Origin of the sequence: Lysinibacillus sp. OL1 (assembly GCF_004332175.1) — a bacterium.
In the GTDB taxonomy this organism is placed as follows: Bacteria; Bacillota; Bacilli; order Bacillales_A; family Planococcaceae; genus Lysinibacillus; species Lysinibacillus capsici.
In genome coordinates this window covers 141,731-165,702 of record NZ_SJDS01000004.1, presented here as the reverse complement: position 1 = coordinate 165,702, position 23,972 = coordinate 141,731, and the positions used below count along the sequence as shown (strand labels likewise).

Annotated in this window: 25 protein-coding genes, 1 riboswitch and 1 other annotated feature; of the genes, 10 read left to right on the top strand and 15 right to left on the bottom strand. The window is 38.1% G+C overall.

The window, feature by feature from the left end:
- The first annotated feature begins 104 nt into the window (after nucleotides 1-104).
- Together EW028_RS09945 and gerQ are read left to right on the top strand one after the other, a co-directional pair.
- Nucleotides 105-530, top strand: a complete 426-nt coding sequence (locus EW028_RS09945) for a cell wall hydrolase (RefSeq protein ID WP_004227631.1) — start codon at nucleotides 105-107, stop codon at nucleotides 528-530.
- A 22-nt stretch (nucleotides 531-552) separates the two neighbouring features.
- A complete protein-coding gene (gene gerQ / locus EW028_RS09940; protein ID WP_004227629.1) occupies nucleotides 553-888 on the top strand; it encodes a spore coat protein GerQ in 336 nt (111 codons plus the stop codon).
- Between the two features lie 82 nt (nucleotides 889-970).
- Here gerQ and EW028_RS09935 read toward each other — a convergent pair whose 3' ends face one another.
- The 5 genes from EW028_RS09935 to EW028_RS09915 form a co-directional block, all read right to left on the bottom strand.
- On the bottom strand, nucleotides 971-2,146 hold the full coding sequence (locus tag EW028_RS09935; protein ID WP_131520765.1) for an amidohydrolase: 1,176 nt from the start codon (nucleotides 2,144-2,146) through the stop codon (nucleotides 971-973).
- 163 nt (nucleotides 2,147-2,309) lie between these two features.
- Nucleotides 2,310-2,690: a DUF423 domain-containing protein gene (locus tag EW028_RS09930; protein ID WP_048393440.1), complete on the bottom strand. Its 381-nt coding sequence runs from the start codon at nucleotides 2,688-2,690 to the stop codon at nucleotides 2,310-2,312.
- A 26-nt stretch (nucleotides 2,691-2,716) separates the two neighbouring features.
- Nucleotides 2,717-2,983, bottom strand: coding sequence for a YwdI family protein (locus EW028_RS09925; protein WP_131520764.1), 267 nt, complete (start codon nucleotides 2,981-2,983; stop codon nucleotides 2,717-2,719).
- Nucleotides 2,983-3,159, bottom strand: coding sequence for a hypothetical protein (locus tag EW028_RS09920; protein ID WP_048393435.1), 177 nt, complete (start codon nucleotides 3,157-3,159; stop codon nucleotides 2,983-2,985). The genes EW028_RS09925 and EW028_RS09920 overlap by 1 nt, the downstream gene beginning before the upstream one ends.
- Before the next feature lie 75 nt (nucleotides 3,160-3,234).
- A complete protein-coding gene (locus EW028_RS09915; protein ID WP_131520763.1) occupies nucleotides 3,235-3,912 on the bottom strand; it encodes a uracil-DNA glycosylase in 678 nt (225 codons plus the stop codon).
- 175 nt (nucleotides 3,913-4,087) lie between these two features.
- Here EW028_RS09915 and thiD point away from each other — a divergent pair, with 175 nt between their 5' ends.
- Nucleotides 4,088-4,918 (top strand): bifunctional hydroxymethylpyrimidine kinase/phosphomethylpyrimidine kinase, encoded by an 831-nt coding sequence (gene thiD / locus EW028_RS09910; protein WP_131520762.1) that lies wholly within the window; start codon nucleotides 4,088-4,090, stop codon nucleotides 4,916-4,918.
- 42 nt (nucleotides 4,919-4,960) lie between these two features.
- On the opposite strand, the gene EW028_RS09905 is transcribed toward thiD, so the two are convergent.
- Nucleotides 4,961-5,509, bottom strand: a complete 549-nt coding sequence (locus EW028_RS09905) for an acyl-CoA thioesterase (protein WP_131520761.1) — start codon at nucleotides 5,507-5,509, stop codon at nucleotides 4,961-4,963.
- Between the two features lie 196 nt (nucleotides 5,510-5,705).
- Here EW028_RS09905 and EW028_RS09900 point away from each other — a divergent pair, with 196 nt between their 5' ends.
- The 3 genes from EW028_RS09900 to bshB2 all read left to right on the top strand — a co-directional run bounded on the left by EW028_RS09900 (nucleotide 5,706) and on the right by bshB2 (nucleotide 7,586).
- Nucleotides 5,706-5,987, top strand: coding sequence for a hypothetical protein (locus EW028_RS09900; protein WP_048393429.1), 282 nt, complete (start codon nucleotides 5,706-5,708; stop codon nucleotides 5,985-5,987).
- 545 nt (nucleotides 5,988-6,532) lie between these two features.
- Nucleotides 6,533-6,883 (top strand): YojF family protein, encoded by a 351-nt coding sequence (locus EW028_RS09895; RefSeq protein WP_004225428.1) that lies wholly within the window; start codon nucleotides 6,533-6,535, stop codon nucleotides 6,881-6,883.
- A 13-nt stretch (nucleotides 6,884-6,896) separates the two neighbouring features.
- Nucleotides 6,897-7,586: a bacillithiol biosynthesis deacetylase BshB2 gene (bshB2, locus tag EW028_RS09890; RefSeq protein WP_131520760.1), complete on the top strand. Its 690-nt coding sequence runs from the start codon at nucleotides 6,897-6,899 to the stop codon at nucleotides 7,584-7,586.
- Between the two features lie 40 nt (nucleotides 7,587-7,626).
- Here the strand turns inward: bshB2 and EW028_RS09885 are convergent, their stop codons facing one another.
- Complete coding sequence (locus EW028_RS09885) at nucleotides 7,627-8,370, bottom strand: TerC family protein (RefSeq protein WP_131520759.1); 744 nt, start codon at nucleotides 8,368-8,370, stop codon at nucleotides 7,627-7,629.
- 289 nt (nucleotides 8,371-8,659) lie between these two features.
- On the opposite strand from EW028_RS09885, the gene ilvA reads away from it, so the two are divergent.
- Nucleotides 8,660-9,922: a threonine ammonia-lyase IlvA gene (gene ilvA, locus EW028_RS09880; RefSeq protein WP_131520758.1), complete on the top strand. Its 1,263-nt coding sequence runs from the start codon at nucleotides 8,660-8,662 to the stop codon at nucleotides 9,920-9,922.
- Nucleotides 9,923-10,399: 477 nt separating this feature from the next.
- On the opposite strand, the gene EW028_RS09875 is transcribed toward ilvA, so the two are convergent.
- The 3 genes from EW028_RS09875 to EW028_RS09865 form a co-directional block, all read right to left on the bottom strand.
- On the bottom strand, nucleotides 10,400-11,194 hold the full coding sequence (locus EW028_RS09875) for an ABC transporter ATP-binding protein (RefSeq protein ID WP_054549124.1): 795 nt from the start codon (nucleotides 11,192-11,194) through the stop codon (nucleotides 10,400-10,402).
- A complete protein-coding gene (locus tag EW028_RS09870; RefSeq protein WP_009371612.1) occupies nucleotides 11,187-12,215 on the bottom strand; it encodes an ABC transporter permease in 1,029 nt (342 codons plus the stop codon). The genes EW028_RS09875 and EW028_RS09870 overlap by 8 nt, the downstream gene beginning before the upstream one ends.
- Nucleotides 12,216-12,300: 85 nt before the next feature.
- The gene (locus tag EW028_RS09865) at nucleotides 12,301-13,323 is read right to left on the bottom strand and encodes an ABC transporter substrate-binding protein (RefSeq protein ID WP_131520757.1); all 1,023 of its coding nucleotides are present in this window, start codon (nucleotides 13,321-13,323) and stop codon (nucleotides 12,301-12,303) included.
- A gap of 321 nt (nucleotides 13,324-13,644) precedes the next feature.
- A riboswitch (PreQ1 riboswitch) is annotated at nucleotides 13,645-13,689 on the top strand.
- A 6-nt stretch (nucleotides 13,690-13,695) separates the two neighbouring features.
- Here EW028_RS09865 and EW028_RS09860 point away from each other — a divergent pair.
- Nucleotides 13,696-14,178 carry a QueT transporter family protein gene (locus tag EW028_RS09860; RefSeq protein WP_131520756.1) on the top strand — a complete coding sequence of 161 codons (483 nt, stop codon included), beginning with the start codon at nucleotides 13,696-13,698 and terminating at the stop codon, nucleotides 14,176-14,178.
- 68 nt (nucleotides 14,179-14,246) lie between these two features.
- Nucleotides 14,247-14,446: a binding site (T-box leader), on the top strand.
- Nucleotides 14,447-14,504: 58 nt separating this feature from the next.
- Complete coding sequence (trpB, locus tag EW028_RS09850) at nucleotides 14,505-15,668, top strand: tryptophan synthase subunit beta (protein ID WP_131520755.1); 1,164 nt, start codon at nucleotides 14,505-14,507, stop codon at nucleotides 15,666-15,668.
- A gap of 43 nt (nucleotides 15,669-15,711) precedes the next feature.
- Here trpB and EW028_RS09845 read toward each other — a convergent pair whose 3' ends face one another.
- From EW028_RS09845 to EW028_RS09835, 3 genes are all read right to left on the bottom strand, one after another.
- Nucleotides 15,712-17,331, bottom strand: coding sequence for a long-chain fatty acid--CoA ligase (locus tag EW028_RS09845; protein WP_131520754.1), 1,620 nt, complete (start codon nucleotides 17,329-17,331; stop codon nucleotides 15,712-15,714).
- A gap of 188 nt (nucleotides 17,332-17,519) precedes the next feature.
- Nucleotides 17,520-18,473: an L-threonine 3-dehydrogenase gene (locus EW028_RS09840; protein WP_004225462.1), complete on the bottom strand. Its 954-nt coding sequence runs from the start codon at nucleotides 18,471-18,473 to the stop codon at nucleotides 17,520-17,522.
- A gap of 351 nt (nucleotides 18,474-18,824) precedes the next feature.
- Nucleotides 18,825-20,495 (bottom strand): methyl-accepting chemotaxis protein, encoded by a 1,671-nt coding sequence (locus EW028_RS09835; protein ID WP_131520753.1) that lies wholly within the window; start codon nucleotides 20,493-20,495, stop codon nucleotides 18,825-18,827.
- Between the two features lie 243 nt (nucleotides 20,496-20,738).
- Here EW028_RS09835 and EW028_RS09830 point away from each other — a divergent pair, with 243 nt between their 5' ends.
- Nucleotides 20,739-21,905, top strand: a complete 1,167-nt coding sequence (locus tag EW028_RS09830; protein WP_227744921.1) for an FtsW/RodA/SpoVE family cell cycle protein — start codon at nucleotides 20,739-20,741, stop codon at nucleotides 21,903-21,905.
- 56 nt (nucleotides 21,906-21,961) lie between these two features.
- On the opposite strand, the gene EW028_RS09825 is transcribed toward EW028_RS09830, so the two are convergent.
- Both EW028_RS09825 and EW028_RS09820 read right to left on the bottom strand, forming a co-directional pair.
- A complete protein-coding gene (locus EW028_RS09825; RefSeq protein WP_131520751.1) occupies nucleotides 21,962-22,942 on the bottom strand; it encodes an N-acetylglucosamine kinase in 981 nt (326 codons plus the stop codon).
- A 12-nt stretch (nucleotides 22,943-22,954) separates the two neighbouring features.
- Nucleotides 22,955-23,956 carry an asparaginase gene (locus EW028_RS09820; RefSeq protein WP_131520750.1) on the bottom strand — a complete coding sequence of 334 codons (1,002 nt, stop codon included), beginning with the start codon at nucleotides 23,954-23,956 and terminating at the stop codon, nucleotides 22,955-22,957.
- Between the last annotated feature and the right edge of the window lie 16 nt (nucleotides 23,957-23,972).

Here is a 23,972-nt window from a genome sequence, read left to right as displayed (position 1 = left end):
GTTATTACTACTATATGCATAGTAACTTTAATATGTGATTGTCTTTCTTAACAAAATTGAACATGACTACTATACCTTCATGCATATACTGTCTGCGAGGAGGTATGAAAATCGCTGTTATTAAGACGAATGATGCACAGACAGCCCTACTCGCAAGACTAATGCGTGCCGAAGCAGAAGGCGAAGGAGAGTTAGGCATGCTGATGGTTGGGAATGTTGGCGTTAATCGTGTAAGAGGTGATTGTTTAGATTTTGGTGATATTCGAACAATTGAACAAATGGTTTATCAGCGTCCGGGAGGCTTTGAGGCAACACAAAAGGGTTATTTTTATCAACGAGCACGTGATCAAGATATTCGACTAGCTAAAAGGGTGATTCAGGGTGAAAGATTTCATCCAGCTACCCGCTCTTTGTGGTTTTTCATGCCAGCAGGTGATTGTCCTGCACAATGGTATGGCCAATGGAATACTGGCAGGTTCAAATCCCATTGTTTTTTCTCGCCAACTGAACAAGATTGTCCTCAAATTTAAAAAGAAAGTAGGTTGATAATTGATGATGCCTTATTATTGGACACCAACAACGCAACAACAAATGACTCCTCCCCCAGTCACACTTCCGAGCGGACGACCACCCGGCCGTGAGGAGTCCTATATAGAAAATATTTTACGTTTGAACCGTGGAAAACCAGCTACCTTCCATTTTTCTTTTGAGCACGCAGTAGAGCAGGGAAAAAACACAAAAACTGTTCGAGGTGTGGTAGAAGCAGCTGGTCGAGATCATGTCATTATTCGTGAGCTTAAGTCTAATCATCGTTTTCTTTTCCCTATGATTTATTTCGATTTTGCAGAGTATGATGAGGAAATGGCTTACTTTAATCAAAATCCATAATTCTATCTCTAAGTAAAAATCCGCAATACACTCACTGACCAAAAGTCGATGGGCGTATGCGGATTTTTATCCTTCGCTATGTTCAATTTTCATTTAAATACGTTAAGGTTGCTTTACCTAAGGTTTTTGCTGCAATTAGCATAGCACGTTCATCAAAATCAAAGCGTGCATGATGATGCGGATAGGCCGTTTCCCATTCTGGCTTTTTAGCTCCTGTGAAGAAAAATGTGCCTGGTACTTTTTCTAAATAATACGCAAAATCTTCCCCAATCATAAATGGCGGACATGTTATTACTTGATCTACCCCTGGTACAGTCGACGCCAATTGTGCCAAAAACTCAGTTTCTCTCTGATGGTTATAAACAGGTGGATAACCCCTTGTGTAGCGATATTCGTAACTTGCCCCAAATGCCAGACAAGTCGCATTTAATACTGCTTCTAGCTCTTGCTCCATTTGTATGCGTACTTCTTCTTCAAATGTACGAATTGTCCCCGCTAAAACTACCCGATCAGCTATAACGTTAAACGGATTAATTGCCTCAAAATGACCGATTGTTAAAACAGCTGATTTCAATGGGTCAATTCGTCTTGAAACAAGCTGTTGAGCATTGACGACAAATTGGGAGGCTAGGGTAACTGCATCAATAGAATGATGAGGCTCTGCGCCATGACCACCCTTTCCTTGAACCGTTATTTCTACTTTATCCGCGGCAGCCATGATGGCTCCATCTTTCACTAATATTTCTCCTAATGGTGTAGGTGCCCATAAATGTGTACCAAAAATAACATCTACTCCTTCTAAACAACCATCCTCAATCATTGGCTTAGCTCCACCTGGCGCCACTTCCTCTGCATGCTGATGAATAAATACGATAGTGCCTTCAATTTGGTCCCTCATCGCATTCAATGCCTTAGCTAGCCCAAGCAATGTAGCTGTATGTCCATCATGTCCACATGCATGCATTTTTCCAGCTATTTTAGATTTGTAAGGTACATCATTTTCTTCATGTATCGCTAATGCATCAAAGTCAGCTCGTAATGCCACCGTTTTGCCAGGCTTTCTGCCACGTAATATCGCTACGACGCCACGTCCTCCCACTCCTTCTCGAACCACATGACCCAATTCTCTATGAAAAGTAGCTATATAGGATGGCGTTTCGACTTCTTCAAAGGATAATTCAGGGTATTCATGTAAATGGCGACGAATCCCTACCATCTCATTATAGTTAGCATCCAGTAATGTAAATAGTTTTTCCATACTACGTAACCTCACTTTTGGTATTTTCGAAATATTGCAAGTAATATTAGTAGTGTACTATAAATTCTTACAAAATGGATAGGATTTAAATCCCTATCTTTGAAAGATGACTCATAACAAAGAAAAACCCCCCTACAAATAATGTAAGAGAGTCAGCTTAAAATTAGCGAGCATGCTTGAGAGCAGTTAAAATAATAAGTAGCCATCCCGCTAAAAATAGTACGCCACCAATTGGTGTAATAGCTCCTAATACTTTAATACCACTTATCGCCAGAACATATAAGCTCCCAGAAAAGAAAACAATACCAAGGTTAAAGAAAATACCTGCTAAATTTAATTGTTTCACTTCACCTAATAGTTTAGAGCTCATTAACAGACCAATGATTAGTAATCCTGTAGCGTGAAACATTTGATATTGAACAGCCGTTTCCCAAATACCTCGACTATATTCATCTAAAATTTCCTTTAAAGCATGTGCACCAAATGCACCGAATGCTACTGCTAATAGGCCATGAAGAGCACCTGTCACGATAAATCTTTTCATTTTCGTTACCCTACCTTTAAAATGGATTAAAAATCAAAAATGGAATCACCATTTGCTCCATCTTCTTCAATCTTTGTTGTATATAAAGTGGATGGTTTTGACTCTGACACAAGCATTTGCGGTACATGCTTATGAGGAGTGATAGATGGTGCATCACTTGAAGAATCTAACACCACATCACATAATGCTCGAATGGCTGTAAGTGCCTCACGAATTTGCTGATCATTCCCCGCATTTGTTGCGTTAGATAATTGTTTTTCAAGTTGCTGTATAACGGCCTGATAAGAAATCATTACATTCTCCCGCTTTCTACTTTTGGTACGAATTTTAAACAATCTACACCCGAGGATTGCTTCACAACAACGGATGGTATTTGCTTTGTTTTAAAGCCATAAGCTGCACATGCGCGTGGGTTTTGAGGGTCCCAGGTTACTTTAAAAAATTGACACTTAAAACAATTCACCTTCATCAATGTCCCTCACTTTCTTCTATATTAAATGTAACATGATTGCTAAAGCGTATAAAGCAAACGATTTGTGCCAATCTATTCTAAACACCAATCAATCGGCTGCTTGCCCCACTCCACTAATTGTTGGTTAATCTTTGAATAAGGTTTACTACCAAAGAATCCTCGATAAGCACTTAATGGACTTGGGTGTGGCGCTTCGAGTATGACATGTGGTGTTTTATATTTTCGGATTAATTGCTTTTTGCGTTGCGCTGGTTTGCCCCACAATACAAAAATTAGTGGTTCTTCCCTTGCAGCTAATAGATCGATAACAGCATCGGTAAATTGCTCCCACCCTTGTTCTTTATGGGAATTCGCTTGTCCTGCTCGAACTGTAAGCACCGTATTTAATAGCATAACACCCTGTTCAGCCCACTTTGTTAGCGTTCCATTTTGAGGAATTGGACAGCCTAAATCATCCTGTAGCTCTTGAAACATATTCCGTAAGCTAGGAGGATGTGGAATACCTGGTTTAACAGAAAAGCTTAGCCCATGCGCTTGATTAGGCCCATGATAAGGGTCTTGTCCCAAAATAACAACCTTCACATCATGATATGCTGTTGTATAAAATGCGTTCATCACATCATTCATTGGTGGATAAATAGTTTGTGTCGAATATTCATTTGCGACAAATTGACGTAGTTTTTGATAATATGGTTTTTCTAATTCTTCTTTGAGTACTTCTTGCCAATCATTCGGGAATACTTGTTTCATCGTTCTTTAAGCCCCTTTCTCTTCTTACAACGGTACAAAAAATGAAAGATGAATTCAAGCATCAGTTGAAACTGACCATATAAAAATATAGTATTCTGGCTATTTTTATAGAATCAGAATCGGACTATACTAGATGTTAATTTTATAACTCTTAACGATAAAGGAGATCCTTTACATGACTCTAAAAAAAACATTAACAATTGCAGGTTCAGATACATCAGGCGGTGCAGGAATGCAAGCTGACCTTAAAACATTCCAAGAGCACGGTACATATGGGATGGTGGCATTAACAGTTGTCGTAACAATGGACCCTAATGGCTGGACACATAACGTCACACCTTTGCCAACCGATTTACTACAAAAACAAATTGACACAGCTCTTTCCACAGGAATTGATGCCATTAAGACAGGGATGCTCTCCACAGAAGAAATTATTCGTATTGCTGGAAAGGCTATTGCAAATTCAGGGACTTCAAATATTGTCATCGATCCTGTTATGGTATGTAAAGGTGACGATGAAGTACTGAATCCAGGTAACACAGATGCCATGATTCAGCATCTTTTACCACTAGCAGCAGTAACAACACCAAACCTTTTTGAAGCTGGACAATTAGCTGGCACAGGTACACCCAAAAACATTGACGACATGAAGATTGCCGCTCGTAAAATCCATGAACTAGGGGCTAAAGCTGTTGTCATTAAAGGTGGAAAAGCTCTAGCTACTGAAAAAGCAATAGACTTATTCTTTGATGGTGAAACATTCTACTTATTAGAATCTGAAAAAGTTCCATCTACAAATAACCACGGTGCAGGCTGTACTTTTGCTGCCTCTGTCACAGCGAACCTTGCGAATGGTCTTACTATTAAAGATTCTGTTATTGAAGCAAAAGAGTTTGTATCCGCAGCTATTGCACATGGCTGGGCGCTAAATGAATATGTAGGTCCTGTCATGCATGGTGCGAAATCTCGCTTTGGTGCTCCACACGTAACAGTAACAGAAATATAAGGATGAAAGGGATGTCTCAAAGTCATTTGAGACATCCCTTTTTTACATATAATTCTCCATCATTTCTAGCCGATAATCCCATGGATCATTCATAGATATAAATTGCGCTAACGCTTTACTTTCCTTTTTACGTTCTGCACGGGCCTTCGCTCGTTCTGAAGCTGTTTCATGCAATTTTGTCTCTTCTACTGTTTCAGGAATTACTCGTGGGACCAGTGCTGGTTTGTTATTTTCATCCAATGCCACGAAAGTTAATAATGCAGTCGCTGCCACCTTTCTCTCCCCAGTTTTCAAGTTTTCAGAAATGACTTTGACAAAAACCTCCATAGAAGATCTTCCCGTCCAAGCTACATACGATTCGAAATAAACCGAATCTGTTGGGCGAATGGGATGTAGGAAATCGACTGAATCAGTTGAGGCTGTAACACAATCTCTTCTGCTATGCTTTGCAGCTGAAATGGAAGCAACTTGATCAATATCGCTCATCAACCGTCCGCCAAATAATGTATTATGATTATTCACATCGTTTGGAAATACACGACTTGTACGCATCACTCTTGATTCCTTACAATATTTAAAGTCCTTATTCACTCCAGTTCCCCCTCTAAACATCTTGTTTATTCCTACTATAATGCTATATTTAAATGGAAAAATCAATGTAATTATTAGAAAATTACAAATACTAAACAATTATTTAATGATGAGTATTTATCCGATAAAGATTAAAATTGGACAAGATACGTTAATGCCTCATACCCCATATATTAGCTGTATGGGAGGGGAAAAAATGAAAAAAAACAAGGTAGAAGACTTAACGGAAGAATCAGGTTTACTAGCTGGAGAAATCACCTCTTCAAAAGTTGAAGTAATTGCCTCCATCATATTAACACTTGGTTACTCATTATCCACCCTTGCCACAATATTGGCTCTGCAGGAGGAGGAAGAATTGGCACAAGCCAAAACTACTGAAACCCAAGATCAAAATCTTTATATGAAGCAAATGTTTAAACAATTACAAAATGTTAATAATCGTTTAGATACAATAGAACGAAAGCTCAATCGATACTAACAAATACATAGCCTACATTAATTTTCAATAAAAAACCGCGACTCTCCGTCATAAAGAGAGTCGCGGTTTTTATTATACTATGATAATGAGCTTCATTTTTCTTCCTTTTTCACAGCTACCTTGCATCACCTGTTCAAGGAACGTCATCTATTGTACCAAGATAGAATTCATTATTTCCGAAATAATACTACTTCAACAGGTGGAGCTGTTTACACACACGAATTAGGAAGAAGTCATGGTTGCAATATCTTTTTATATGTGAAAACGGATACAATGCGAAACGACACAGTTTGTACATATTTATTTTCACACTCCCTATATTGATACATTACAATAATTTTTTCAAGAATATTGCTTAAGGACTTGTCATAGATTTAGAGATGATGATTTATTTCCCTGGATGCTAACACTTTCAAAAAATTTGGACCAAATGGCGCTAAGGTTTGTAAATATAAATCATCAATTTTTTTATCAAAGCAATCAATTTCCCTTTGCGAATTTTTTTTACTATACTTAAAGGAGAAATGATCGAGAGGAGTGTTAAGATGCAAGAAGTACAAGTAGAGACGTTGCAAAAATTGCTGAATTCTTTCGCCAACAAAGACGTTTATATTCATCTTGAGACGACAAACGGATCTTATGCAGCACACTATGATGAACAGTTTTTTAATGCAGGTGCTTTTATTCGCAATGCTAAAATTAACTATGAGCTTGCTAAGGTTGTAGATAATGCACCTCATCGTGTGGGTTTAAAATTACCTCATGGCTGGGTTTATGCTCAAGGCATTACACATTTTGAATTAGATGATTTAGGCCGTTTATTAATGGCTGGACTAGACTACTCTGGAAAATTGGCGATTGCGCTTGAAATTAGTGAAACGCCATTTACTTACTAAGGGGGACGACTATTTGAATTTACAACCACAACGTCATATTTTAATTGTGTACCCTCACCCAGATGATGAGGCTTTCTCAGTTGCGGGAACCATCGCCTACTATACAAAGAAAATGAATACACCTGTTACATATGCCTGTTTAACATTAGGCGAAATGGGACGTAATTTAGGTAATCCACCCTTTGCTACACGCGAGTCTTTACCTGAAATCCGTCGTAAGGAATTGGTTGCAGCGGCAGAGGCAATGGGTATTCAAGATTTACGCATGCTTGGTCTACGTGATAAAACAATAGAATTTGAAGATGATGAGAAAATGGTAAAATTAATGGAAGGGCTAATCGAAGAACTAATGCCTTCTTTAATTTTCACATTTTTACCTGGCTTTGCTGTTCACCCAGACCATGAAGCAACAGCACGGGCTGTAGTTGAAGCTGTACGTCGTATGCCAAAGGCTGCTCGTCCACAAATATTCGGTTGTGCCTTCGCCAATGATACGATTGAAAAAAATGGTGAACCACATGTGGTCTATGATATTCGGGAAATGCGAATGGACAAATTAAAAGCATTACAAGCCCATGCGTCTCAGACTGGTTGGATGATGCAGGAGACTGAAAAACGTATTGATGACGGCGAACCAATGAGCGAGAGCTGGCTTAATGTTGAAAAGTTCTATATTGTTGACCCAGATAAATATGTAAAATAAGTAAAGTACTGTTCTCATTTTGGAGAACAGTACTTTTTAATTAGGCAGCTCTTACCCTCTTCATCATATGCACAATGATCGTGATGAAAAAAGCAATCACTAAGAAAAGAAAGAATAAATAATGAGGGATGTGGATATTGAAAACACTTACTAACATTTTTAAGCCGATGACACCTATAATTATGAAGGCTGTTGCTTCAAGCTCTGGTATTTTTTCAATGATGATTAAAAAAACACCTGCAATCGTCCTCATCATTAATATGCCTAACATCCCACCAATTAAAAGCACCCAGACCTGATCTGATATCGCAAACGCAGCAAAGATTGAGTCAATTGAAAAAGCAATATCCATTAGCTCAACAGAAATGACAGTTGCCCAAAACGTGCCGAAAAGACGCACCATCCATCCTGACCTCTTTACCTCTTTTACACTATCCTCATTCCCTATGTGAAGGAAATGAGCTACACAAAGCCAACCTAAATACAAAGCACCTAATACTTTAATAAACCAAAATTCTACTAGATAAACACCTATGCCAATAAATAAAAATCTAAAAAAATAGGCACCTAGCATACCATACATTAATGCCCGTTTTCGCTGTTTATCTGGTAAATGTTTCACTAGTACCGCTAATACCAGTGCATTATCTGCCGACAGCAAACCTTCTATAATAATTAATGAGGATATTAGTCCCCAGGAGACAGGGTCCATTAGTACTTCTTGCCACATCGCCAAATCAAAAAACTTCCAATATGTTGATAAAATCCCTTGAATGATTTCCACTACATACCCTCCTACTTGTCCTCAGCTAATCTAGTATATGCTTGACCATTTTTGTTATGAGAGTCGTATTTTTTAGATTTGAAACAACAGATTTTCTCCCCTTAAATTGAGCTAATTCTAGGTCTGAGACATTGCTTCTTTATAAAATAATTAGCTATATCAAGATAAAACGCTTACATCATAAAATAGACACGGAAAATTTAGAATTTACTAAAAATTAATCACAAAAAGCAAATAAAGTGTGCTATCATAGATAAATGTTTTAAACGTATAACGGAGGATGAATACTATGGAAGTTGCTGATACTAGAACCGTGCAAGTGGAGAATGTCCTGATTGCACATCATTTTTTAAAAGATGTAGTTGTGCACACACCACTACAAAAAAACGACTATTTATCCGAGAAATACGGAGCTAATATTTATATTAAACGCGAAGATTTACAGCATGTACGCTCATTCAAGCTTCGTGGTGCCTATTATAAAATTAAAAAAATCGAGGATGAAGCGCGCAATGCTGGGGTTGTCTGTGCAAGTGCAGGCAATCATGCACAAGGTGTAGCTTATGCCTGTGCCCAATTAAAAATTCAAGCAAGCATTTTTATGCCACAAACAACGCCGAAGCAAAAAATAGACCAAGTACGTATGTTTGGTCGTGAATATGTGGAAATTATTTTAGCAGGAGATACATTCGATGATTCTGCTGAAAGCGCGTTGAGCTATTGTGAAGAGCATGGTAAAATCTTCATTCATCCATTTGATGATTTTGATGTCATTGCTGGTCAAGGAACGGTAGCGGTAGAAATTATGAATGATATGGAGGAGCCAATCGACTACGTATTCGGAAGTATTGGCGGTGGTGGCTTAATGTCAGGCGTGTCTGCCTACATTAAAAATCTCTCTCCTACTAGTAAAATTATTGGTGTGGAGCCTGCTGGTGCTGGTAGTATGAAGGCTGCCTTTGCTGAAGGTGGCGCAGTTGCTCTTGATTGGATTGATAAATTCGTTGATGGTGCTGCAGTAAAATGCGTCGGTCATCATACTTATGATGTTTGCCGTCGCTATTTAGATGATATTGTTCTTGTACCTGAAGGCAAGGTATGTACGACCATTCTAGATCTATATAATAAACATGCGATTATCGCTGAGCCTGCAGGAGCATTATCAGTGGCAGCTCTTGATTTTTATAAAGAAGAAATTAAAGGTAAGTCAGTCGTTGTCATCATCAGTGGTGGGAATAATGACATTGGACGAATGCAGGAGATTAAAGAAAAGTCACTTATACACGAAGGCTTACTTTACTACTTCATCGTCAGCTTCCCTCAGCGTGCCGGAGCATTACGTCAATTCCTCACTAGTGTACTTGGACCAAACGATGACATTACTACCTTTGAATATACCAAGAAAAATAATAAAGAAAGTGGCCCTGCACTAGTCGGCATTGAGTTAGGTGATCGTGCTGAATATGAAGGACTACTTGCCCGAATGGATGAATTCGGCTTCAAATACAAAGAAGTAAACAACGATATTCAACTATTTGGCTTACTCGTTTAAAATCAAGAGCCTCACTTCTCTGAAAGTGAGGCTTTTTTATGTGATAAAATTTATCAATCGTTTTATTTCCCTAAATAAAAATTATTAAAACTAGTTGATGTTGAAAAAACAATATCGTCTGCGGAAAGAGACATTCTGGCAAGGCGAGGGATCGATATCTGTTCCGCCAGCGTCCAGGTGGCATCTGATGAGCCGCTAAATCCCCTAAGAGCTGACTCCTCTCCAATCAACCCATTTGAAACTGTGTCCTTTCATTTTCTATCATACTAACAATGTGGAAAAACGATGTGTGACAACGCCCCTCCATAAAGAGTAGTGAGGACCTTTGCTAAATTGATGAGCTGGATTGGAGGGCTACTTGACTCCCATGAGATAGATCGGAATCCCACTTAAGAAATCAAGTATTTTCACCATTCATAAAAATACTTTTCTAACACTATAAAAAAACGCCCATACAAGTGTATGAGCGTTTCGATATTAACCTAATAGAGCACGGTCTGAATTCATTTTTTCCCCACGAATACGTTCAAACTCGGACATTAAATCAGGAATTGTTAATTCATGTTTGCGATCTTCACCAACTTCTAAAATGATTTGGCCTTTATCCATCATAATAAGACGATTCCCTAAGTCTAATGCTTGCTGCATATTGTGCGTTACCATTAATGTGGTTAAATTATCTTTTTCCACTAAGTATTTCGTAATACGGGTAATTAATTCTGCACGTGATGGATCAAGTGCAGCTGTATGCTCATCTAGCAATAAAATAGATGGCTTTGTGAAGGTAGCCATTAAGAGCGACAAAGCTTGACGTTCCCCACCTGAAAGTAAACCTACCTTAGCAGAAAGACGATTCTCAAGATTCAAACCAAGCATCGCTAGCGATTCTTTAAAAAATTCACGACGCTTTTTGTCCACACCATTGCGTAGCCCTCTATGTTTATTTCGAGAGTATGCTAATGCTAGATTTTCTTCAATTGTCATCGTAGGTGCAGTTCCTGCCATTGGGTCCTGGAAGACACGCCCAATGTATTGAGAGCGTTTATATTCAGGCAAACTTGTCACATCATTACCATCAATCAATACTGTACCGAAATCGGGTGTTAAAGCACCTGAAATCATATTCATCATCGTTGATTTACCTGCACCATTACTACCTATAATTGTCACAAAATCACCGGGCTTTAAATGTAGGTTGATCTCCGCAAGTGCAATCTTCTCATCAGGTGTTCCTTCATTAAATACCTTATTAATACCATGTAATTTAAGCAAGGCCGTTACCTCCCTGCTCTACTTTTTTTACTTGTGAAAGTTCTGCAGCACGTTTAGCTTTACGTTTACGTTCTTTACTCTTATTAATAAATTGCGGTAAGATCAGCGCCAAAATAACGATGATCGCTGTAATTAATTTCATGTCTCCTGAATCAAGGAAATCTACACGTAATGCTAAAGCTAATATAATACGATAAATGATGGCTCCTGCAATAACGGCAAACGTTGTACGGATAATAGTTTTAGTCCCAAAAATAGCTTCACCAATAATAACGGATGCGAGACCGATCACAATCATACCAATCCCCATACTAACATCAGAGAACTTCGAATATTGTGCGATTAAAGCTCCAGAAAATGCGACAAGCGCATTGGAAAGACCTAGCCCCAAAATGATAAGTGTATCTGTATTTGCAGAGAAGCTGCGAATCATTCGTTTATTATCACCAGTTGCTCGGATTGCTAGCCCAACTTCTGTCTTTAAGAACCAGTCTGCTATTAACTTAATTAAAATCGTGATGATTAATACAACAATCAGCACACTCCATGTACCTGGTACATGCTGAAAGCCTATGCTTTTTAATAGGTTATTGATAGCATCATCGATCCCTAAATTACTCCAAAAAGATTGAAACTTTGAAAAGATTGTTTCAGAGTTTAGTAGTGGAATATTCGGGCGACCTATCGTATTTTCTGCAGTTAACCCCATGATACGTAGATTAATTGAATATAAAGCAATCATCATTAAAATTCCTGATAAAAGCGGATTAATCTTTCCTTTCGTGTGAAGAATTCCTGTCATACATCCAGCAATAAATCCAGCAACAATTGCCACTAAAGTCGCTAAGATTGGGTGGTAGCCAAGCAAAACCATTGTTGCTGCAGTTGCCGCCCCTGTTACAAAGCTTCCATCAACCGTTAAATCCGGAAAATCTAACACCCGAAATGTTAAATATACACCAAGTGCCATAATTGCATAGATGATTCCTTGCTCCACTGCGCCAAATAATGCTAAAAACATCGTTGAATCATCTCCTAAATCTCTTTATTATTTATATCGCTTGTAAAATGAAGATAAAGCGGGGATAGTTCTCCCCCGCTTCGTTTTACTGTTCTAGAATTTCTGCACCCCAAGAATCTTTCATTTCGATGCCTAAATCATCTGCTACTTTTTTATTGATTAATAGTTTCAGATTTTGAGGATATTGTGCTGGTGTATCAGCAGGTGTTGCTTCACCTTTTAAAATTTTCACAGCCATTTGACCTGCTTCATAACCGATATCGAAATATTCAAATCCATAAGCCGCTAAACCACCACGTGCCACAGAATCTAATTCTCCTACGATTAATGGTAATTTATTCGTATTGGCAACATCAATTACCGATTCTAAAGCAGAAACTACTGTGTTATCAGTAATAATATAGAAAGCATCTACTTTACCAATTAGAGATTCTGTCGCTTGCTTTACATCTGCTGAAGTGGATGCTGATGCTTCTACCACCGTTAAACCTTGTTCATCCATAACCTTTTTCACTTCTGAAACTTGGGCAACTGAGTTTTGCTCACCCGCATTGTAGACCATCCCTACTTTTTTCGCACCAAGGTCTTTTAAGAATGTTACTGTTTTAGAAATCGTTTCAGGATGTAGATCAATTGTGCCTGTAATATTTTTCCCTGGCTTCTCCATTGAGTCGATTAGCTGTGCACCAACAGCATCTGTAACCGATGTAAAAATAATTGGAATATCACTTGTTGCTGTTGCAGCTGCTTGTGCAGAAGGTGTAGAGTTAGCAAAAATTAAATCTACGTTTGCACTCACTAGATTGTTAGCAATCGTTGTGTTAAGGCTGTTATCTCCCTGTGCAATTTGTGGATCGTATTCAACTTTTAAGCCAGCATCTTCAATTGCTTTTTTAAAGCCTTCCGTTGCTGCGTTTAACGATGGATGCTCAACAATTTGAGTAATCCCGATTTTATATGTTTTATCGTCTGCATTTCCGCTCTCACTTGCATTGTTTTTTTCATTTCCTTTTGAATCTGCTGTACCTGAGCCACCGCTACCACAAGCAGCAAGAAGCAACACTAATCCAAAAAGAAGGAATGACAACTTCTTTACATTGCTTTTCACAAATAATCCCCCCGATTATATTCTCGAATATCTATCGCACTTTATCCAAACAAAGTGTGAATGTATCGCTATATTATCGTTATTATCGAGCTCCGTCAACAACATTATGAATGTTCTGACTTTTAAAAGTGACAAAATATTTTAGTTTTTCATTTAATTTGGCGCTTTAAACCGCTAAACTACGCTGTTTTAGTTAATCGATTTCTTTTTTCAACATAGTAAAAAATATTTATGACAATTTTGCGACGATAGGACATTATAGACAAAGTCTGACATTTGACTTCTACTAGATATCTATAATAGAATATTTACTTGTGTGAAAGCACCGTGGTTCGTAACCATCCCACGAAAAAAAACTAAGGAGAAATGAATATGAAAATAAAATTTTTAGCAGCAAGTGGTATCATTGCAGCTCTATATATAGCTGTAACCATGCTTGTTGCCCCATTTGGTTTTACAGAGGTACAGTTCCGAGTATCTGAGATGTTTAACCATTTAGTGGCCTTTAATCCACGCTTTGCCGTAGGGATTATTATTGGTGTATTGATTTCTAATCTCTTTTCACCACTTGGCATTTACGATTTAGTGTTTGGTGTAGGTCATTCAATGATTACTCTTGGCCTGTTTATTTTAATCTGTAAATTTGTCAAAAATATTTGGGCACGTTTAATTATTAATACATTGCTCTTTACATGTACTATGTTTATCATTGCCTTTGAGCTGAACTTGGCTTTAGAGTTGCCATTTTTCTGGACTTGGCTAACCGTCGCGGCGGGTGAATTTGTTGTATTAGCTGTAGGTGCACCGATTATGTATGTATTAAACAAACGCCTTGACTTTAAAAATTTGATTTAACTGACGGATCTTTTTAGATTCGTCTTTTTTCTTGACACTATTCTGAAAATACTCTACAATTCTTTCTAATAAATGCAAGGAAGAAGAGTAGTAGCAAGCATTGTTACTTTTAGAGAGCTGGTGGTTGGTGCAAACCAGTAGTACAGACTTGTGAATGGACTTCAGAGCAGCCTTATCAAATGTAAGGCCGTTTCGCTCCCCGTTACCGGAGCAGGAAAGCGCGCAAAAATTGCGAATGAAGGTGGCACCACGGTTACTCGTCCTTTTTATGAGGGATTGGAGTGGCTTTTTTTTTGGAAAAATTAGCATAGAGGAGTCGAGTTAAGATGAGTACAGTAGTAGAAAAAAAGGGATATTTCGGTGAATTTGGTGGAAGCTTTGTTCCAAAGGAGCTTCAAAATGTTTTAAATAGACTAGATGAGAATTTTCAAAAGTATAAAGAGGATGATGATTTTAAGCAAGAATTAGATTACTATTTCCGTGAATATGTCGGTCGTAAATCCCCTCTTTATTTTGCAGAGAATTTAACAAAGCAATTAGGTGGCGCAAAAATCTATTTAAAACGTGAAGACCTTAACCACACAGGCTCCCATAAAATCAATAATGTATTAGGACAAATTTTACTAGCTAAACGTATGGGAGCAAATCGCGTGATTGCCGAAACAGGGGCAGGTCAACATGGTGTAGCAACAGCTACAGCGTGTGCCATGTTTGGAATGGATTGCACGATTTATATGGGCTTGGAAGATACAAAACGTCAGGCATTGAACGTATTTCGCATGGAACTTCTCGGCGCGAAAGTTGTAGCTGTCGATAAAGGGCAAGGCCGCTTAAAGGATGCAGTAGATGAGGCATTCGCTGACTTAGTAGAAAACTATGAAACAACCTTCTATTTATTAGGCTCAGCAGTTGGACCACATCCCTTCCCATCAATGGTTAAACATTTTCAATCAGTGATTAGCCGCGAAAGTCGTGAACAGATATTAGAAAAGGAAGGAAAGCTGCCGACAGCTGTTCTTGCCTGTGTAGGAGGCGGTAGTAATGCCATTGGGGCATTTGCTGATTATATTGCAGACGAAGATGTTCGTCTTATTGGAATAGAGCCAGACAAAGCTGCTACCTTAAACGAAGGAACACCAGGAGAGCTACACGGCTTCAAATGTTTAGTACTTCAGGACGCAGAAGGTAACCCACTCCCTACCTATTCAATAGCAGCTGGTTTAGATTATCCAGGTGCGGGACCTGAGCATAGCCATTTGAAAACAATCGGCCGTGCTGAGTATGTGACCGTGACAAATGAAGAAGTTTTAGATGCCTTCCAAGTACTTTCTAAGGTTGAAGGTATTATTCCTGCTCTTGAAAGCTCACATGCAGTCGCACATGCTCTAAAATTAGCACCAACTTTATCATCTGGGGAAAGCATTATTATTAATATCTCTGGTCGTGGCGATAAAGACGTTGAACAAGTCTTCCATATGCTAACTAAATAACTCAAAAAAGAGCGACTTCCATTTACGGAAATCGCTCTTTTACCTATACCAATGATTTAGGATAAATTTCCGCTACATTATCTCGCAGCTTCGCTTTCAGGAATTTTCCGACAGATGTCTTTGGAATTTCTTCTAGAAAGACGACTGCATCTGGTACCCACCACTTGGCAAATTGATTTTCTAAAAAAGCAAGAAGCTCTGGTTCAGTTACTGATTGTCCCTCTTTCAATACAACGCAAGCTAATGGACGCTCCTGCCATTTAGCATGGGGCATGGCAATGACAGCCGCTTCTAAAACGGCATCATGAGTCATCAGCGCATTTTCCAAATCAACAGAGGAAATCCATTCCCCACCTGATTTAATAAGATCCTTCGTACGGTCCGTAATTTTAATAAAGCCATCTGCTGTTCGTACAGCAATATCACCAGTATATAACCAACCATCTCGATAGGCATCTGCTGTTCGCTCATCACGATAGTATTCGTTGGAAATCCATGGGCCTTTTAAACGTAATTCCCCCATTGTTTCGCCATCCCAAGGTACCTCCCCCGCCTCATTAATAATACTAGATTCGATACCTGCCATTGTCATCCCTTGCATCGCTCGAGCTTCAATACGCTTTTCAATCGGCCAATCTTCCATCCATGACATATAATTAGACAATGCCACGATTGGTGTAGTTTCCGTCATGCCGTAGACAACAATATAAGGAATCCCATATTTTTCTTCAAATGTCCGAATGAGTCGAGTTGGTGAAGCCGATCCACCACAGCATATCGCTCTTAAAGAACTAATATCTCGTTCTTTCTTTTCCTGCTCCTGTAGGGCACCTATCCAAATGGTTGGAACACCAGCAGTTAATGTAACCTTTTCTTGTTCGATTAAATCCATTATTAATGCTGAAGTAAATTGTGGACCTGGTAGAACTTGTGTAGCACCCACATTGACACTAGCAAAAGGCAAGCCCCATGCATTTGCATGAAACATGGGTACAATCGGCATCACGACATCTCTTTCCGCAATTCCCATAGAGTCAGACATACTCAGCATGATACTGTGTAATACTAAACCCCGATGGGAATAGACAACCCCCTTTGGATTCCCTGTTGTGGCGCTTGTATAGCACATACCGGCAGGTGCTTCTTCATCAATATCCTCTGGAAATTGAAATTCTTCATCAGCAGTAGCTAATATGTCCTCATAGGATAAAACATTTTGTAATGTAGTCTTTGGCAAAGCTGGTTCATCCGTCATAATGATATAATGTTTCACTGTATCAAGTTTTGGCGCAATATTTTCAATGATCGGTAATAAATCTACATCTACCATTAAAATCTCATCTTCTGCATGATTAATAATATAGATCAAATGCTCTTCTGATAAACGAATATTTACCATGTGTAAGATTGCCCCTGAGCAAGGCACAGCAAAATAAGCTTCTAAATGTCGATGCTGATTCCACGCAAAGGAGCCGACTTTTGTTCCTCTTGTCATCCCAAGCTTCGTAAGGGCATCTGCTAAACGACGCGTTCTTTTTGCCCACTGCCCATATGTTAAACGATGTATTTTGTGTGGGCTTGTCCGTGAAATAATTGATTTTCTTGCAAAATAGCTCTCTGCTCGTTTAAAAAAACTAGTTAAAACTAATGGTGCTTGCATCATAAACCCCATCATCCCTTCATTTGTGAATTTCCCCTTGTGAAATTATCATAGTATCAATTTAACTGAATACTATTAATATTCCGAATATTATTATATTTTAATTTCATAATTTAATCTATATATTCCAATAATTTTCTTTTATATATAAAAAAACGGATGAAGTCTAGTCTTCACCCGTTGCCTATCTATTATGAAATTGCTTTTTTATGCAGTTTAATTTTCAATTTTTCTAACATATCTACCGTCATTTTAGCTAAATCATATTCTGCTTTGAAGCCCCATTCTTTTTGAGCCGCTTCAATATTTAAAGAGTTTGGCCAGCTATCTGCAATGGCCTGACGAACAGGATCTACCTGATAGCTCATTGTGAAATTTGGTAAGTGTTTCTTGATTTCAGCCGCGATTTGCGAAGGTTCGAAGCTCATGGCTGTAATATTAAAAGCATTGCGATGAACAAGCTTACTACCGTCTGCTTCCATTAAATCTACAATAGCTTGTAAGGCATCTGGCATGTACATCATATCCATAAATGTACCTTCCTGAATATACGATGTATATTTGCCTTGTTCGATGGCTTCATAGAAAATTTCTACTGCATAATCTGTTGTACCACCACCTGGAGGTGTTACATAAGAAATTAGCCCTGGGAAGCGTACTCCGCGTGTATCAACACCAAAACGATTGAAGTAATAATCGCATAATAACTCACCCGCTACCTTATTTACCCCATACATAGTTGTTGGTCTTTGCAAAGTATCCTGTGGTGTATCTTCCTTAGGTGTAGACGGACCAAACGCACCAATTGAGCTTGGCGTGAAAAATTGCATATTTAACTCACGTGAAACTTCTAACGCATTCATTAATCCACCCATATTTAAATTCCAAGCTAACAATGGATTTCTCTCTGCTGTAGCTGATAATAATGCTGCTAAATGCATCATCGTATCTGCACCGAAGTCCTTTGCTAAATCATGCATTCTTTGTCCATCTGTCACGTCCAATATTTCAAATGGGCCCTTAGTATGTTCAAGCTTTCTAATGTCTGTAGCAAGTATATTGTCCTCTCCATAAATACCACGAAGTTTTTCTACTAGCTCAGAACCAATTTGACCAAGTGCTCCAGTAACAATAATCTTTTTCATTTCCCAAAACCTCCACATGTGAACAATTGTACTTTCTGAAAGTACAAAAATATATTAATAAACATTGATTTAATAACACTTTCAATGAAATTCATTATAATGTGTTCGTTTTGAAAATACAACAATTATATTAACAATATTCCTTACAAAGAACATACAATCCCTTATTCACAGTATATGAGGTCATGAAAAATATTGTGCTACAAAAATATACAAAACACATTTGTACACCTCAAAAACACAAAACTTTTGCACTTTCATAAGCTAGTTTTGTAACCATGCAAAAAAAGAATCTTCTTTGCTATTTTTTGCAAAGAAGACCCTTTTCGAATATTATTCTTTAATATTAAATTATATCGAAAAACGTTTGACAGCTATTTGCAAAACTTTTGATACTTTGCGCAATTCCTTAATATAATTATGGAACTGTTGCTGAGCTGTTAATTGATCAGCTGTTAACGTAGCTACATGCTTAGTAGACACGGCATTCGTATCAGATAAGGCTGTCAGCATACCTGCATCCTCACTTACCTTCTTCGTGTGATTGGCAATCTCTTGAACCGTAGCAGATACTTCCATAATATAAGGCTTAATAGTATGTACTTTTTCTAAAATTTGATCAAAACTTGACGCAGTTTGTCCTGTAACAGCTACACCTTTTTCAGTCGCCACTAAAACGCCTTCCATCATTTGTACCGCATAACTCGAATCTAAATGGATGTTCTGTACAATGGATGTAATCGTTTGTGTCGATTGAACAGTTTGCTCTGCAAGCTTACGAACCTCATTAGCCACTACTGCAAAGCCTTTACCATGCTCTCCTGCTCTAGCGGCTTCAATTGACGCGTTTAAAGCTAATAAATTTGTTTGCGCTGTTATTCTTTCTATTACTTCAATCATTTGATCTATCGATGCAGCTCGCTCTACTAAATTAAAGATAGCTGTATTAGATTTTTCAACCGCCTGCTTAATAGCTTGCATTTGCGTTAAATTAGCCTGTACAATTTCAGTTCCGCTTTCTGCATCTCTGGCCGTTTTTTGTGCAAAACTTTCTACAACCTGAACCTTTTCTAAAATAACCTGTACATCATTTAAAACTTCCTCTAAGGAAGCCGTATTCGAAGCTAATTTACTAGAAGAAGCAGACGTTGACTCTGAAATAGATTGTACATCCTTCGCTATTTTTAATGTCGTTGTTGATGATTGCTCAGAGGATTTCTGCAATTTCCCAGTCATTTCTTCTACTTCATAGGCACTGTCTGTCACAGTATGGAGTAGTCGTTTCACCTCTGTTACCATTTGATTGTAAGACAGAACTACTTCACCAAGCTCATCATGAGCTACATAACTTGCATTGGCAGTGAAATCACCTTGTTCTGCACGTTTTAATAACGACTTTAGTTGACGGGTTGGCACATTGACTGCCTTCGTTGCGATAAAACCGATAAGGATAACAAGCAAGACAACCGCTAAGCATACACCACCTAGTAACAAGTAGCCAAATTGCACATCTTTCTGATAAGCCTGCTGTTGATCTTTTGCTCGTTGAACCAAATAATTTTGCGTATCTTCTAATAATGCATGACTCTCCTGACTAATTGGTAAAAATGTTTGCACATAAAACTGATCTAGCTCACCATGGTTCAATTGCTTAAAATTCTCAATGGCTTCTTCCTGCTTCTTAAGCAATGACTTATACTTCTTAATTTGATGACTCATCTTTTTATCAATTTCTTGGCTATCTAGATGCTCTAAAGGCTGGGCCATGTTTTGTAAAATGGCTGTCATTTCTTTATCGTCACCCTTCGAATCTACTATAAAATCCAATCGACGCTGTGATTCTTCTAGCTCATTTAGCCATCCAATTGGGACAAGTCCCTGTGTGTAACTCTCACTTGCATGCCACGACATTTTCCTTAAATAATCTACACTGAATACACCTAGCAATACATTCGATAATACACAAACAATCATGAGTACAAGTAACTTGTCCTTCACCTTAATGAAACGGAAAAAATGCATGATCCTTGGCTCCTCCTCCAACTCTTACCAATAATGATAGTATAGAGATATAAAGCCAGTGTTATATTTTTGTAAATTTTAATCGAAATATTAAGAATTTATACCCATCATTTAGTTTTATTTAGGTAATTTAACTCGCTAAATTAGCCAGATTGTTGCTACTTATTCATACTACTTTTAGGAAAACATTCGCAACCTTCCATACATTGTCAGCGTTCCTAATAGAGAATGGAGGTGTTACATTTGACGCAATTCAAGAAGTTAGATTGGAGTTTAGTAATAAGTCTTCTTTTACTCGGCGCTATTAGTTGCCTTTTTGTCCATTCTAGTAGTGTAAATTTTGAACAGTATTCAAGTTCCTTTATTATCAAACAGTTTTTATTTTATGTCATCGGATTCACCATCATGTTTGGAATTTCCTTGCTTGATATTGAACAATTGAAAAAGATTGGATGGCCATTTTACTTCCTAATAGTTGCTTTAACGGCTGGTCTTATTGTTGCACCTGAAAGCATTGCTCGAACGATCAATCAGGCAAAATCATGGTATCAGATCCCGTTTTTAGGTTCTCTCCAACCATCGGAATTTTTAAAATTCGCTTTTTTAATAGTTGTGAGTAAGGTCATTATTGCTCATCAAGAGAAAAATGTTCGCCCCTCTTATCTAGCAGATTTTTGGTTACTTATAAAAATCGGGCTAATTGTCCTTCCTCCTACGCTACTTGTTTATAGACAACCCGATACAGGTATGGTCATGCTGTATATGGCAATGATTTTACCAATGATTTTCTTTTCAGGTATTCATAGAAAGCTTCTTGCCATATTTACGGCCGTTCCTCTAGTTATCATCAGTACGATGGTAGTGCTCTATGTCAGATTTAATGAATTTTTTACAGAGAAGGTTTTAGGTGCTCTCTCAGGACATCAGATTTCTAGAATTTATGGATGGCTTCAGCCTTATGAATATACAGATTCTTCTTTTCAAGTACGCCAAGGCTTTATGGCTATCGGATCAGGAGAATTTGTGGGCAAGGGCTATCTACATAACAATGTCTATGTACCAGAAAAACATACCGATTTTATATTCTCTACTATTGCGGAAGAGCTAGGTTTTATTGGAGGAGCATTTGTAATAGCACTACTATTTTTTGTTATCTATCGTATTGTTGTTATTACGGTAGTAGCGCGAGACCCCTTTATGACTTTAATGGGGGCAGGTATTTCAAGCTTACTAGCCTTTCAAATTACTCAAAATATAGGCATGACCATTGGACTTTTACCTGTCACAGGTGTCACCCTACCCTTTTTAAGCTATGGCGGAAGTTCGTTATTATCCAATTTTATGCTTATCGGAATCGTCATGATCATTCATAATTCATATAAGGGGTATATGTTTAAAGTAGGAGACTGACAAAATGCAAGTAGAGACATGTACATGCTTTTCTCTACTTGCAAAGTTAAGGGGTATTAACTCGTTAAAAACTTCTTCATACTTGCATTATATTGATCAATAAATAGCTTTGCTTCATTATATGGTAATTTTAAAGCAGCTAAAGCGGCACCACCTACCGGTAAGCTATAAGCACCCACGAAGTGATACTGATTACTACTCTTTTTATCTATAGCGATTAATTTTTTAGTAAATAGCTCCAATTCATTAAAAACGCCACCAGCTAGCACTACTTTGACTTGCTTATGTGCAAACGGGTTTTTATTGTAACAAGCGTCTATACTTTGATAAAAAACATGGCACACTTGATCAATAATCGTATTGGCTTCTCCATCACCACGTTTAGCACATTCAATTGCAACCTTACTTAAAGGAGATATGGTATCCCTCGGATGTCCTTCACCATATACCACTTCAATTATCTGCGGAACGGATTGTAATCGAAAATATTCTAATACCGCTGCTGTTAGAAGCGTTTCAGGACCTCTTTTATCGAATGCTTTAAATACCGCTTTTAATGTGCGAATGCCAATATCATAGCCACTGCCCTCATCATCAAAAATATAACCCCATCCTGCTGTACGTTCAATTCTTCCAGATGCATCTATACTGAGTGTAATCGCACCCGTACCAGAAATTTGTACAATGCCTGGCTGCCCCAAGGTTCCCGCATACAGCGCGTTCATTCCATCATTCGATAGTGATAGTTGACAGCCTTTCGGTAAAAGCGAGGTTAATAATGCATAGGTAATTTTCTCATTATTATTTTCTGTTACACCAGACAGGCCCGCATGGCACTTTGTAATGTGTTGAAATTCGTGAGGCTGTTGTCTTTTTAAATCATTTATTAATTCTGTTATCGTCTCTGTAAAATGCTCGAAGCTCATGGATGTGGGATTACTTTTGCCTGTTTCAGCTAGCGCCATAATTTGCCCATGACATGTTGAGATTGTTGCAATCGTTTTCGTTCCACCACCGTCTATTGCCAAAACATGCAAGTGCCTTCACCTCTATACAATTTTAATTGTAGATACAATTTCTCCTACCTCTATCCCTGCATCATTATGCACAAATGCAGGAGACAATGCTTTAATACGCTCAATTGTTTCTTGATTTTTATACTGCATTTGTTCCAATACAGAAGCAATTACATTCGGCCATGGACTTTCTGAACCATTCATAATTTTCAAGGCGAAACTTACTCCTTCATTTCTAAGAGCAAAACAGTATACGCCCTGTGCTCCGCCCTTCGCCACAATATTAGAGTCCTTTAATAATGCCGTACAAATAAAGTTTTGTGCTGCAATGATATGATTCTCTTGATTCATCACCGACGTAAGCTTGATTACTGCTTCACGAATTAGTTCATCATCAATCAATTCTGGTCGTGCTAACTTTAAATAGGCAATGGCCATGTTTTTTAACGGAATTGCAAAGACGGGCGCGCCACAGCCATCAATCCCTGTACGAATTCTCTCTATCTCATATTCACTTAAATAAGCAATATATTTTTTTATCATCTGTTGCAGTGGATGTTCTGGATGACAATATTGCTTGACATCATAGCCATTTGCTAAACATGCAGTTAAAAATCCTAAATGCTTGCCCGCGCAATTATGAAAGAGTTTCCTCTTTTCAAATCCCTGTTGAATATACTGTGTTTTAGGTTCCTCATTTAATGGATAGGATGCTGCACAAATTAATTCACTTTCATTAATAGGGAGTTTTTCCAGCAGAGAGACTAATGCCTCTTGATGATAAATTTCGCCTCTTTGTGAAGCCAAAAATAATGCACTTTCATTTGAAGTAATCCCGTATTTTTCTATAAAATCAGTCATAAAAATGGGAATGGCTTGAAATGGTTTTGCTGCAGAACGAAAATACACAGGCTCATAGTCTTGACCTACAGAGACGAATTCTTCCTTCGTTAGATTCACAGCACTCATTTGTCCATAATGCACATTTTCCATTAATCCTGAACGATACTCCTTTAAAAATTCTGAGTAAGCCACGAATCAACCAACCTTT

Excerpts from the sequence above, each read along its gene's own strand:
- EW028_RS09895 (WP_004225428.1), top strand. The coding sequence starts at position 6,533 with ATGCAAGAAGTACAAGTAGAGACGTTGCAAAAATTGCTGAATTCTTTC.
- EW028_RS09860 (WP_131520756.1), top strand. The coding sequence starts at position 13,696 with ATGAAAATAAAATTTTTAGCAGCAAGTGGTATCATTGCAGCTCTATAT.
- ilvA (WP_131520758.1), top strand. The coding sequence starts at position 8,660 with ATGGAAGTTGCTGATACTAGAACCGTGCAAGTGGAGAATGTCCTGATT.
- EW028_RS09870 (WP_009371612.1), bottom strand. The coding sequence starts at position 12,215 with ATGTTTTTAGCATTATTTGGCGCAGTGGAGCAAGGAATCATCTATGCA.
- gerQ (WP_004227629.1), top strand. The coding sequence starts at position 553 with ATGATGCCTTATTATTGGACACCAACAACGCAACAACAAATGACTCCT.
- EW028_RS09840 (WP_004225462.1), bottom strand. The coding sequence starts at position 18,473 with ATGAAAAAGATTATTGTTACTGGAGCACTTGGTCAAATTGGTTCTGAG.
- thiD (WP_131520762.1), top strand. The coding sequence starts at position 4,088 with ATGACTCTAAAAAAAACATTAACAATTGCAGGTTCAGATACATCAGGC.
- EW028_RS09845 (WP_131520754.1), bottom strand. The coding sequence starts at position 17,331 with ATGATGCAAGCACCATTAGTTTTAACTAGTTTTTTTAAACGAGCAGAG.
- EW028_RS09935 (WP_131520765.1), bottom strand. The coding sequence starts at position 2,146 with ATGGAAAAACTATTTACATTACTGGATGCTAACTATAATGAGATGGTA.
- EW028_RS09920 (WP_048393435.1), bottom strand. The coding sequence starts at position 3,159 with ATGAAGGTGAATTGTTTTAAGTGTCAATTTTTTAAAGTAACCTGGGAC.
- EW028_RS09915 (WP_131520763.1), bottom strand. The coding sequence starts at position 3,912 with ATGAAACAAGTATTCCCGAATGATTGGCAAGAAGTACTCAAAGAAGAA.
- EW028_RS09900 (WP_048393429.1), top strand. The coding sequence starts at position 5,706 with ATGAAAAAAAACAAGGTAGAAGACTTAACGGAAGAATCAGGTTTACTA.
- EW028_RS09930 (WP_048393440.1), bottom strand. The coding sequence starts at position 2,690 with ATGAAAAGATTTATCGTGACAGGTGCTCTTCATGGCCTATTAGCAGTA.
- trpB (WP_131520755.1), top strand. The coding sequence starts at position 14,505 with ATGAGTACAGTAGTAGAAAAAAAGGGATATTTCGGTGAATTTGGTGGA.
- EW028_RS09925 (WP_131520764.1), bottom strand. The coding sequence starts at position 2,983 with ATGATTTCTTATCAGGCCGTTATACAGCAACTTGAAAAACAATTATCT.
- EW028_RS09945 (WP_004227631.1), top strand. The coding sequence starts at position 105 with ATGAAAATCGCTGTTATTAAGACGAATGATGCACAGACAGCCCTACTC.
- EW028_RS09835 (WP_131520753.1), bottom strand. The coding sequence starts at position 20,495 with ATGCATTTTTTCCGTTTCATTAAGGTGAAGGACAAGTTACTTGTACTC.